Genomic DNA, 10,535 nt, shown 5'->3' with positions numbered 1-10,535 from the left:
AGGGAGATGCCAACAAAGCAAATGCGGGTGTGGCTGGCGTTAAGTAAACTGCTCGCTTACCAGGGGAAATTGAGAAAAACAAAATAACAAGTAATATATAGCCTAATAATAAGAAAATACGTCGATCACCTTGCTTAAGAGCAACTTTCCAACACCCAATCAGCCATGGTAAAAAAGAGATAAGGGCAGCCAAAAGAAAGGGATGACTTGGATTAGATAATACCATACGGGTTTGATATGAGCCCATGAGTGAGTATAGCGACCAATCGTCTGATGAAACAGAATATTATTGCGATAAGCTTCCAGGAGAGGAGACGCACTATGTTGCGTGCTCCAAATCATTGGTAACAACCAAAGACTGATAGTGGCCAGCATGACTAGCGGGCCTGCTACAGTTTTTGCAATCGAGAAAAATCTTGCTTGACGGATTACAGAAAAATGAGTCCGTAGAGCTGGCAGTAAGATGAGGACCGCAAGAATACCAACTCCTTTCGTAATAACTCCAAGACCTGCCGCAAACCAGCCAAAATAGTACCAACGCCAACCTTCGCTTAAGAGCAAAAAACGTAAAAACCCATAAATACCGAGAGTAACAAATAGAGTGACTAGCGCATCTATCTGGGCTGTTTTAGCTTGCAGAGTAAATTGTACTGTAAAGAGCAACATAAGCGCTGCAAGAAAACCGATTTCCCTATTCCATAATCGACGACCCAGATCCCATGTCAGAACCAATGTCAATAAACTAGCCAACAGCGAAGGTAGCAAAAAAGCCACTTTAAGAGAGTGAGTCAATAAGTATGAGACAACGATTCCCCACATAAAAAGTGGTGGTTTATCAGCATAGAGTTCCCCTCCACGCATGGGGATGAGCCAATGCCCACTCTCTATCATTTGTTTAGCAATCAAAACAAAGCGTGGTTCATCAGCGGGCCAGGGATCACGAAAACCAAGGCCAGCTCCAAGTATCGCCAAGGCTAAGAGTATTAGTAGCCAATACCTATGAGTAAAAGTGATTATCTGGCGATCGGCCAACATAGAAATCCTTGTCTAAAGCAGTTATAAAATTTTGATACCGAATCTTACATGATGAAAAGCAATAATCAATTTTTTGAGTGGCGGCACCGCAAGAAACGAAAATGGGGCATGGCCTGACTCCAAAGGTCCAGGCCTAACCAGTTTTTGGTGACGTGTTGTCGGGTCAAAAGACACGGCCAAGGATCTAACATTCAATTTGATCTAATAATTCAATCTGTTCATTTAGATTTATAATCTGATTCTGCCAGTATACTGGCGTATTAAACCATGGAAAATTCAAAGTAAATGCTGGATCAGCCCAGCGTTTTGCCAGCCATCCTGGATAATGCAGCATGCGTAGCGTACGTAATACTTCGATTAAATGGCGTTCGCGTGGGTTAAAATCATGAAATTCACAATACCCCTGTAAAATCTTTGTCAGTTGTTTATCCATTTGTTGGGGTTCACCTGAAAGTAACATCCAAAGATCCTGTATCGCTGGGCCCATGAGGCAATCGTCTAAGTCTACAATATGAGGACCAGATGCGCTCCATAACACATTTCCTGCATGACAATCGCCATGCAAGCGTATTTGATCAACGTGACCTATGCCTTTAAATATCTGATTGATTTTTTGTAAGGCTGTTTCGACAGCGTTGCAAAAATTAGGTTTTAAATACTCTGGAATAAAGCGTTGTCCAATGAGAAATTCATAAGGATCATGGCCGTAACTTTGACTATTTAATTGGATGCGGTGTTGAAATGTTTTGCACGAGCTGACGCCATGTAAGCGCCCTATAAAGCGTCCCATCCATTCTAGTTGTTCACTATTATCTAATTCTAGTGCACGGCCGCCGCGTTTAGGAAAGAGGGCGAATCTGAAATCATTATATTGATGCAAGGTTTGATTGTTTATAATGAGGGGCGCAATAATGGGAATTTCCTCTTCTACTAATTCAAGTGAGAATTGATGTTCTTCTAAAATAGCTGCTGAACTCCAGCGATGAGGTCTATAAAATTTAGCGATGAGAGGTTCAGCATCTTCAACGCCTATTTGATAAACACGGTTTTCATAACTATTAAGTGCAACTAGGTTGCCTGTGCAAAGAAAACCTAAGCGTTCAATTGCATCCAAAATGACATGAGGCTCAAGTAGTTCATAGGGTGTTTGATTCTCGTGATTCAAATGTAATCCTGGTGGTAAGTATGGGAATACATTATACAGGTTGTTTGTCGCAAGAGTCTTTGGGGGCAGAACTTGAGTTTTGTATTTAACGATCAAAATTCAAGTTCTGGCCCCAAAACTCTCATAATCTGAGGATTTTGGCCCGCCAATTTCGTTGATTACATCGACGTGAAACTCGCTACATAGCAAGCCCATACTTGATGTAGCGAAGCGTAATCAAGGTAACAACTGTTCAAAAATAACCTGGTTCTTGGCATTCCAGGGGACAACCGTCTTTACATATCTTTTACAAAACTTACAAAATACTTGCATTACTCTGTAGAAAATTTTTAGTTACTATGTAAAAGATTTAACTAAATGGGAGTTGAGAATGGGTCTGTTAGACACTGTAAAAGTAGGTTTAAACAGTTTATTAGGCGGTGCCAAAGGTACGCTTGACCAAACTTCAAGTGGCCTAAAAAGTTCCGTTGAAAATTTTATTGGTGATGTCGTCATTAGAAGCACTTTCAATCGTGCGAAAAGTGGTGTTTTAAAAATATTGAGCGAAGAAAGTCCCTCTCCCGTAAGGCTTAAGCAAGAATCAGAACCTACTGTTACTACGGATGCTGTTCCTACGGTAACCAGCAGTAATGATTTAATGGCTAAGTTAATGGGTAACTTCTCTGAGCCCCTACAACAAGCTGCAAAAAAATGGCTATGCAATTTGATGATACGCTCACCACTGTAGGGGGATGAGATCACCAGGGGTGTAAAACGTACCATTAAATCAAAAGTTGAAACCCTTGAAGCTGATGATATAGTGACTGGTCTTAGCCAATTCCTTAACGGTTCTTTACAAAAATTGAGCGGGGAAGATAAAAAGGAAATTCAAATTTCAGTCTCAATGGTACTATCCAAATGTTTGGATGGTTCTCAATGGCTATCGGAGCATTGTTGTTGACTGGCTTAAATCAGGGAATTTTAAAGCCTGAATCAGCTCAAGTTTTAAACTCTGAACCACCTCAAATTTTAAACTCCGAACCAATTCAAGAAGAAGCGCCAAGACTCTCTTTCTAATTCCAAAGGGTCAAATCTACCCATAAATGGATTTTAGGTGAAAATAAAAATTATTATTGATTTGACCCTAATTTTTCGAATAAATCCTCAGATTAAGTCAAAGCTACCTTGATGCAGTCAAGCAAATACCTGCATATATATGATCAGGGCTTGAATTTTGTATTCAATGATTAAAATTGAAACCTTGATTCCATAACTCTATTCTTGACGTCGCGAATTTCTTGCATCAGTAATCGACGTTCACTCGATTGATTTTTAGCTAAAAAATATGCAAAGATCTAGTTCTTATGTCTAATCAAGAGGTTAATAAAGCATTTAAACTACTTGGATTAGAGGATTCAAATCAACCTGCTTTTCAAAAGTGCGGTTAGAAGAAGGGGAAAGGGCTGAGTGTCTTCCATTGATGAGGGTTCTTTCTCCTCTGCCTAAGTACGTGCTAAATTAAATCTAGATTTGATTAGAATGGCGGAGTTATCTGAACAACAGAGAGGTTTGTTGGAAAGGCAGTGTGGCGAAGAATCTGTGTTTTAATCTCAATCCTTTAATTTGATTGGGCTGCTGCAATTAATAGGGTAGTTTGTCTTCTACAAATGATTTACTAACTTCACCAGCATAAATTTGATTATTAGCCAGTGGCAATCTCATAACTTTGCCATTTTGACTTAAATCTAATTTTTGTAAGTCAACCCAAAAAACATTAGGTCTATCCGTATTTTCAAAAAATAAACACCATTTTTCAAATCCGCCACACATCGCCATATAGTAGAAGCGACATTCGGTTTACCAGGTGTGTTTTGACCAATGGGTGCGGACACATTTCTAATAATGGAGAAAACAATAGAGACAGCGTGTTGTAAGTCAGAGGTACTTGGTGCAGTAGTAAGATAATAACTTGCGCGTACAAATCGATCATCCGGTTCGCTGGTGCCGGGAAGAAATTGTCCATTTAAGCGTTTCCAATAATCAGTTAGCGCAAGTTGCTTGTCATAAGTAGGTTCATTTGTCATCACTTTATATTCTTTGCCGTGATGAATAATGAGTTTGCCATTGATATGCTCAAAAATTGCATTGTCACCGCTTGAATCTGTCACGGCTAAATGTAGACTTGTGCTGGCACCATTGGGTAATGCGGGCGCACTCATATTAAATTGCACATTTCTCAAGCCATTCACAGCTTCATTGACAGTCGCGTAATTGTCTAATACGTATTGTGCCCAATTTAAAACAGATAAATTCTTACGATTGGATTGTGGTTTGCCATAATCAGCCGTGGCCAGGTAAAGTAAATTCGCGGTTAATCCTTTTGAGTTGAGACCATCTGCAGTACCTAGGTTGTAACCGCTCGCAATCACGCTACCATATTTTGATGTCCATTGTACTGCATTAGAAGACAAGTCACCTTTACGTGCAATACCTGCTGGAAATGCCCAAAGGTCAGTCTTGATGTCTTCATCCCAATCCATCGAACGTCCAGTGATAACCGTGTTCTCTGCTGCGGCATAAGTAAAGCGACTGCATGCTATGGTTACGTCAGTTGTAGAGTAGGTAAGCACTAGTGATAATAAGAGCATGGATTTGTTTATAGACATGTCAAAGTCCTTATCAAGTAGTTGTTTCCCAAAAACAGAAATTGGATTTCCAACAAATGGGTTGACCCTAATGCGTGACCTTGTTTGTCACGCTCCTGCTACTTCTTTTTACCTATAAATAAAAAATGTTCTGCGCTTGCTATACCCTCATCCATGCTTGCTGTTATTTCGAGTAAATCCAGCCATGCTTCAACTTCTAGATTATCCTTTTCAAGAAAGAGTTTTTGGTTATAGGCCGCAAATGACTCAATGCCCAAAAACTCAATTTTTGTGAAATGGTCTTCCATTTCTTCACAAAATCCTTTTGCTGTAGCCAGGTAGGCATCCCCTAATGGAGGAAATATATCTGCATTACTGCAACCTGTTTTTAAACAGGTTTCAACACGGGATTTAATATCGACTATTGATATTTTTTGTTCTTTAAAATAGCGTTGGGAATTGAATAATTCTCTAACTATTCCGAGCCGATTAATGCCAGCAGCAAATAGGAGTCCTCCTGGTTTTAAAATTCGATGTGCTTCTAATAATGCCATTTCTCTTTCTGCGGCAAGCGTTAAATGATAGAGTGGTCCAAGCAGGAGAACCACATCGACAGAATTGTTTTTATAAAAGATAAATCGATTGCTGAGGCTAAATTTTCGGATAATATTTTTTCCTTTAATCCGGCCTTCTCCAAACGACTTTTAGTGTAGTCTAAAAAAGCCGGAACAATGTCAACCAAGTGAAGAGAACAGTCTCTCTTTGCTAAATATTCAGCATAATGGCCAACACCAATACCAATATCGATTACAACGGAGCCTTTGGGAATATACTGTGAAAATTTGCGCAAAGTTAAAGCAAACTCTACTGGTGAGTCTCGCTCTAATCGGATTTTTTCATATTCAATAACATTTTTTTCATAGTGTTTTTTAATACTTAAATGTTGAGTCATCAAAAATTAATCCTTGCCAATAGTTCTCAGTTAATTGCTTTTTGTAGTGTCCTTTTAGAATATTGTTGTTCGAAGAAAATTTGTTGCTTTTAAACTAAACGTTTTGATGTTGGCAGAAAAAATGATAGTGAGCAATGTTTCTGTTGGTTTAAATTATTCAATGGTTGGCATACTCCAAAAACCCAATGTGTAGTAATCAGGTTGTCCGCCAGGGTATCGATGGCTTAAACGCCTTGTGCAAGCAAAGACTATTCAATGATCCATTCAGTGGAATGGTGTTTGCCTTTACCAATCGTATGCACACATCAATAAAGCTCTTAGTGTATGAAGGTGCACTATCAAATTACATTTTAAAAATAAATAAGGGCAATTAGTATGGGAAAAAATTTTAAAATAGGGCTTCAGAAATTATTACATAGTTCTTTTAATGCTCCTGAAATTTCAGTTCTATCCATTGGTTGCGGGAATAATTTTTCAGTAATTTTAGATGAAATTAAAATTCTTATCGCAATAAGCGATAGTACAAAAATAAACTATACAGATTTAGATTTAAAACTAAATAATGCAGAACAATTAACTGATCCCTTGACCTGAACCCATAACTCATCCGGAATTTTTCCGCGCTTTGTCCATGTTACTCGCCAGTGTCTAAAAGCTTGTTTCACTGAGTCAAGTTTGTCTGTGCTATTTAGCATAAAACCGCTTATTAAAATCATCGAGGCTATAGGCTAAACAACAGACCTGTCGTCAGGCAGCATGCTTGCCTAAAACTCGGAATGAGGTTGGTTTTTGCCTTATTGGACAGGGCATTATGTTGCTGTTTTTAAGTATATCCAAGAGTTATATTTTCATTGAAATCAATAAGTTTTTTATTTTTTAGGAACTTGAACAAGGAAAAACTTGCCTCTCATATCGAGAGCTAACAAAGTTAATCATAGGTTCAAAAACTAACATGATTTTCTATGGCTAGCCATTCTTTGATTGCATTCTGCGAATCGTTAATCACCTGAATTAATTGATGGTATAATTGCTCTAGTTTTTGGCTATGGCCAGCTTTATGGTAACGTTCTATATACTGACAAGCATATTTAAGCCGGATTGTTCCACAATAAACTGCACCGCTTTTAAGCTTATGGGCTAAATCTTCGACCTTATCCCAGTTTTTCTCGTTATATGCGCTTTGAATTTTTAGAGAATCCCCAGGGAGTTCCTGAGTTAACATTAAGGAAAGCAACTCTCGAAGTACATCTTCATTACCGAGATTCGTTATACCTGTTTCTAGATCAAATAGTGGATAACGATCTAAGAAAAAAAGTTCTTCTTCTGTTTCAGGTAAATCGATGCCTAGTGTTTTAGCTTTTTCTATGTTGCATGATTTAATCAATTGAGTAATTACTGTTTGTAATGTTACTAATTGAATGGGTTTACTTATGACCATATTCATGCCCGCTTGCAAGGATTCTGGCTTGGCAGCTATTAAGCCGTGTGCGGTTAAGCCGACAATAGGAATAGAAGGCCGATTATTGTCAGCTTCCCATTTGCGGATTGCTCGAGCTAATTCATTACCCGACATGCCAGGTAAGCCAATATCCGTAAGAATTAAATCAAAATGTTGCGATGTAGCTAGCTCAAAGGCTTTTTCGCCATCCGTCGCTGAAACAAAGCGACAACCTGTTTGTTGCGTAATGGTTTCTACAATTTTCAAAGCGATTAAGTTGTCTTCTACCAATAAGAGGTAAGGAGAATCATTATCAGCAGGCAGCTCTAAAATAGACTCTGAGGATTGAATGTTGATAGGCTCTTTTGAAGATTCAGTATTGATAAATTGCATGGGCTCAGAAATGGCAGCATCTTCTTTTTTCCGATAGCCATCGATAAAGTGAAATAAAAAGTAGTTCCTTTTCCTGCCTCGCTTTCTAATTGAATTTTGCCACCTAAAAGAGAAACGTACTTTTCGACAATGTGTAACCCCACACCATGACCATGATGTTCGCCTTTGTAAGAGGGGGATATGCGATAAAATCGTTCAAAAACTTTGGACTGTAATTTTTTAGGAATACCAGTCCCTGTATCCGTAATTTTAAAATCAAGCTCTATGCGTTCATTGTTCTTTAAACGTTGGGAAATTTGTATTAGAATTCCCCCATTTTCTGTAAATTTTATTGCATTACCCACTAAATTGAGCAGAATTCGGTGTAATTTAAACCGATCGGAGACGAGAAACTGAGGAATTTCCTTATCAATTTTCACCTCTAAATTTAAGTTTTTCTGGTATATCATTGGTCGTTCCAGCTGAACAATATCCTCAATACTTTGGCGAAGATCGAACGTTTCTAGATGGAGATCTTCTTCTCTTACTTGCTCAGCAGAAACGACATCTAAAACGCCATTAAGTAATTTTAATAATTGTTCACCGCTTTCATTAACCCAACGTGCATATTGTTTTTCTTGAGGATTACCAGCACCATCTTCTAAGAATTTTGACATCCCAATAATACCACTTAAGGGCGTACGGATATCATGACTCATGTTTGCTATAAATTCTGTTTTTGCTTGATTGGCTGTCTCGGCTAATTCTCTTGCTTCTTTTAAGGCTGTGATATCAACCGAAATTCCCGCAACACCCACTATTTTACCTGCATTATCTCTTAGGGGGACGCGACTTGTTAAAAGATTTAACACGGTATTGTTAATATGAGGGATAGGCGGGTCTTCAATACCAAAAATTGGCTGACCAGTAGTCATTACTTGTATATCATCATTTTTAGTTTTTCAGCAAGGCCTTCAGGCCAGTTACATATTTCCGAAAGCTCCTCATAAGATTTTCCTTTGAACTGCTCACGAGTCATGTTGAGCATAGATAACACATTTTGGTTACAGCCTAACATTAAGCAATTTTTATCCATCCAGTAGACATTACATGGCATATTCTCAATAAGTGTTTCTAAGCGAAATATCTCGTTATGTTGTTTTTTAACTTCATAGTTTGTTGTTTGCAAGATTAGGAAATTGGCATCATCAATTTTGATGCGCTCAATAAGCCATGTCAGACTGAGCTCCTCTCCTCTATTGGCAGGGATAGTGTGAATTAAGTTTGCGCCCAAAAAACGTTGCCAGTCCTGTTGGGAAAAACAATTTTTAGTTGATTGAAGACAAAATTCATTAAACGATTTACCGAGAGCTTCAGCTGCTTGACAATCAAATAATTTTTCAGCTACAGGATTACAAATAACAATCCTCGATTCATTGTCTAAAAGAATAACGGCTTCCTGGCTATGCATCACAAAAAACTGCGTAAGTTGATTATGAATAATAAGGGTGGTGTGATCGATTTTCACGCTAGTATGTTATCCTTATGCCAATTTGGTAAGTAATAAGTACTCGGAATTTCCCTAGTTAATCAATTATTGTATTTCCTTTGAATTATATACCATTGAGGATCTTAATATGGAGATAACCACCTGCCTTATTGGTGAAGATAGTTTAGTCATCCAGTGTGGCGATCAACTTCTATCCCGTAATCATCGCATACACTTAGTTATTTCGCCACTACAGAGTGTTCAAGAATGGGCTGAAGAACATGGAATTGCTTGGATAGCCAGTATTGACAAGCTTGCAAGTATTGAGCCTTTCCAGGTTGATTATTTATTTAGTATTGTGAATAGTCGAATTTTATCAAAATCAATTCGAAATTTAGCCCGATGTTATGCAATTAACTATCATGACTCTCTTTTACCTAAATTTGCAGGTCTAAATTCTACCTCTTGGGCACTTGTTCATAACGAAAAAGAGCATGGTGTAACCTGGCATATTATGAATAACAAGATTGATGAGGGAGAGATTGTTTATCAACAATCTTTACCTATTTATCCTAATGATACAGTGCTTACATTAAATCTACGCTGTTATGAAAATGCAATTTTGTCATTTGCTCAAATGCTTAAACTTATCGAAGCAGGCTTGCTTGCACCTAGAAAGCAGGTGCTTGACAAGCGCAGTTATTTTGCTGCAAACCATCATTTGCCTTGTTTTGGATTTATTGATTGGCGGCTTTTTTCTGCCAAAACCATTGAGCGCATAACTCGTGCTTTATCCATTCAAAAATATAGTAATCATGTTGGTACCTTAAAATTACTGGCAAACGGGGACTATGCTATTGTTTCCCAGGTGGAACTGGGAGGCGCTCTTAATACATCTGAGAATAAATTAGGTACAATCCTAGAGATTGAAGAAAACGCAATCGTTGTAAGTACGGTAGGCCAACCTATTAAATTTGTTCATTTACTGTCTTTGGCAGGGGAGCCAATCGCAATTAAAGAGTGGGTAAATAGTCACGGTCTTCAAGTTGGTCAAGTCTTACCTTACTACAATGTAAAAGATATAGAGGCACAAAGAAAATACCACGGTGCTGCGTTACGCAATGAGCGTTATTGGATTAATAAAATAAAAGCAATTTCTGAACATAGTACCTTTAATCTACAGCGTCTCAAAGAATCAATGAAATTTGAACGTTTGGAAACATCCATTTGCTTAAATGCTATTTTCCCTAACAAACAATTTGATAACAAGGTAGAACTGCTACTAACTGCCATCTTAATCTATTTATATCGATTAAATAACCAAGAACAGGTATCAGTTTCGATTGTTCAGCCTGAGTATGATCATCTTCAAGAACAATTCGGCCCTTTATTTTCAAGCTTTTTACCTCTGCTTTTCCATAAAGAAAATGATTTTTCATTTCAAGAGGCACTGGAGTCAG

13 protein-coding genes are annotated in these 10,535 nt (G+C 38.0%); 4 read left to right on the top strand and 9 right to left on the bottom strand.

The window, feature by feature from the left end; all coding sequences use genetic code 11:
- From BN58_RS34965 to BN58_RS16390, 3 genes are all read right to left on the bottom strand, one after another.
- Positions 1–193: hypothetical protein (locus BN58_RS34965; RefSeq protein ID WP_232220723.1), on the bottom strand; the 193-nt coding region annotated here is incomplete at its 3' end.
- Positions 160–1,035 carry an ArnT family glycosyltransferase gene (locus BN58_RS26485; RefSeq protein ID WP_051131944.1) on the bottom strand — a complete coding sequence of 292 codons (876 nt, stop codon included), beginning with the start codon at positions 1,033–1,035 and terminating at the stop codon, positions 160–162. The genes BN58_RS26485 and BN58_RS34965, both read right to left, overlap by 34 nt.
- A 184-nt stretch (positions 1,036–1,219) precedes the next feature.
- Entirely contained in the window at positions 1,220–2,200 is a 981-nt protein-coding gene (locus tag BN58_RS16390; RefSeq protein WP_019217751.1) for a serine/threonine protein kinase, read from the bottom strand.
- A 370-nt stretch (positions 2,201–2,570) separates the two neighbouring features.
- Between BN58_RS16390 and BN58_RS16385 the strand changes: the two genes are divergently transcribed.
- Positions 2,571–2,927: a hypothetical protein gene (locus BN58_RS16385; protein WP_019217750.1), complete on the top strand. Its 357-nt coding sequence runs from the start codon at positions 2,571–2,573 to the stop codon at positions 2,925–2,927.
- Positions 2,928–3,924: 997 nt separating this feature from the next.
- Here BN58_RS16385 and BN58_RS26480 read toward each other — a convergent pair.
- The 3 genes from BN58_RS26480 to BN58_RS16365 all read right to left on the bottom strand — a co-directional run bounded on the left by BN58_RS26480 (position 3,925) and on the right by BN58_RS16365 (position 5,776).
- On the bottom strand, positions 3,925–4,845 hold the full coding sequence (locus tag BN58_RS26480; RefSeq protein WP_198009953.1) for a linear amide C-N hydrolase: 921 nt from the start codon (positions 4,843–4,845) through the stop codon (positions 3,925–3,927).
- A 98-nt stretch (positions 4,846–4,943) separates the two neighbouring features.
- Positions 4,944–5,432 (bottom strand): class I SAM-dependent methyltransferase, encoded by a 489-nt coding sequence (locus BN58_RS16370; protein ID WP_019217748.1) that lies wholly within the window; start codon positions 5,430–5,432, stop codon positions 4,944–4,946.
- Positions 5,399–5,776: a class I SAM-dependent methyltransferase gene (locus BN58_RS16365; protein ID WP_026069542.1), complete on the bottom strand. Its 378-nt coding sequence runs from the start codon at positions 5,774–5,776 to the stop codon at positions 5,399–5,401. The genes BN58_RS16370 and BN58_RS16365 overlap by 34 nt, the downstream gene beginning before the upstream one ends.
- A gap of 185 nt (positions 5,777–5,961) precedes the next feature.
- On the opposite strand from BN58_RS16365, the gene tnpB reads away from it, so the two are divergent.
- Positions 5,962–6,150 (top strand): IS66 family insertion sequence element accessory protein TnpB, encoded by a 189-nt coding sequence (gene tnpB, locus BN58_RS37980; protein WP_083852237.1) that lies wholly within the window; start codon positions 5,962–5,964, stop codon positions 6,148–6,150.
- 1 nt (position 6,151) lies between these two features.
- Positions 6,152–6,370 (top strand): hypothetical protein, encoded by a 219-nt coding sequence (locus BN58_RS32015; protein ID WP_019217747.1) that lies wholly within the window; start codon positions 6,152–6,154, stop codon positions 6,368–6,370.
- Positions 6,371–6,716: 346 nt separating this feature from the next.
- Here the strand turns inward: BN58_RS32015 and BN58_RS29015 are convergent, their stop codons facing one another.
- Genes BN58_RS29015 through BN58_RS26470 form a run of 3 tightly spaced genes read right to left on the bottom strand, consistent with a single transcriptional unit; the run spans position 6,717 to position 9,114 of the window.
- On the bottom strand, positions 6,717–7,607 hold the full coding sequence (locus BN58_RS29015; RefSeq protein ID WP_019217746.1) for a response regulator: 891 nt from the start codon (positions 7,605–7,607) through the stop codon (positions 6,717–6,719).
- Positions 7,541–8,521: a sensor histidine kinase gene (locus tag BN58_RS26475; RefSeq protein ID WP_019217745.1), complete on the bottom strand. Its 981-nt coding sequence runs from the start codon at positions 8,519–8,521 to the stop codon at positions 7,541–7,543. Before BN58_RS26475 ends, BN58_RS29015 begins: the two co-directional genes overlap by 67 nt.
- The gene (locus tag BN58_RS26470; protein WP_019217744.1) at positions 8,521–9,114 is read right to left on the bottom strand and encodes a PAS domain-containing protein; all 594 of its coding nucleotides are present in this window, start codon (positions 9,112–9,114) and stop codon (positions 8,521–8,523) included. Before BN58_RS26470 ends, BN58_RS26475 begins: the two co-directional genes overlap by 1 nt.
- 109 nt (positions 9,115–9,223) lie before the next feature.
- Between BN58_RS26470 and BN58_RS29010 the strand changes: the two genes are divergently transcribed.
- The coding region (locus BN58_RS29010; protein WP_156812586.1) for a formyltransferase family protein at positions 9,224–10,535 on the top strand (1,312 nt) is incomplete at its 3' end.

Source organism: Legionella tunisiensis (genome assembly GCF_000308315.1).
GTDB classification, from domain to species: Bacteria; Pseudomonadota; Gammaproteobacteria; order Legionellales; family Legionellaceae; genus Tatlockia; species Tatlockia tunisiensis.
The sequence above is the reverse complement of the archived record's forward strand: the minus strand, read 5'-3'. Positions and strand labels throughout refer to the sequence as shown.

Bases quoted from the DNA above. Each gene is read 5' to 3' on its own strand.
- tnpB (WP_083852237.1), top strand. From the start codon at position 5,962: ATGTGTAGTAATCAGGTTGTCCGCCAGGGTATCGATGGCTTAAACGCC.
- BN58_RS29015 (WP_019217746.1), bottom strand. From the start codon at position 7,607: ATGCAATTTATCAATACTGAATCTTCAAAAGAGCCTATCAACATTCAA.
- BN58_RS16385 (WP_019217750.1), top strand. From the start codon at position 2,571: ATGGGTCTGTTAGACACTGTAAAAGTAGGTTTAAACAGTTTATTAGGC.
- BN58_RS26480 (WP_198009953.1), bottom strand. From the start codon at position 4,845: ATGTCTATAAACAAATCCATGCTCTTATTATCACTAGTGCTTACCTAC.
- BN58_RS32015 (WP_019217747.1), top strand. From the start codon at position 6,152: ATGGGAAAAAATTTTAAAATAGGGCTTCAGAAATTATTACATAGTTCT.
- BN58_RS26485 (WP_051131944.1), bottom strand. From the start codon at position 1,035: ATGTTGGCCGATCGCCAGATAATCACTTTTACTCATAGGTATTGGCTA.
- BN58_RS16365 (WP_026069542.1), bottom strand. From the start codon at position 5,776: ATGACTCAACATTTAAGTATTAAAAAACACTATGAAAAAAATGTTATT.
- BN58_RS26475 (WP_019217745.1), bottom strand. From the start codon at position 8,521: ATGACTACTGGTCAGCCAATTTTTGGTATTGAAGACCCGCCTATCCCT.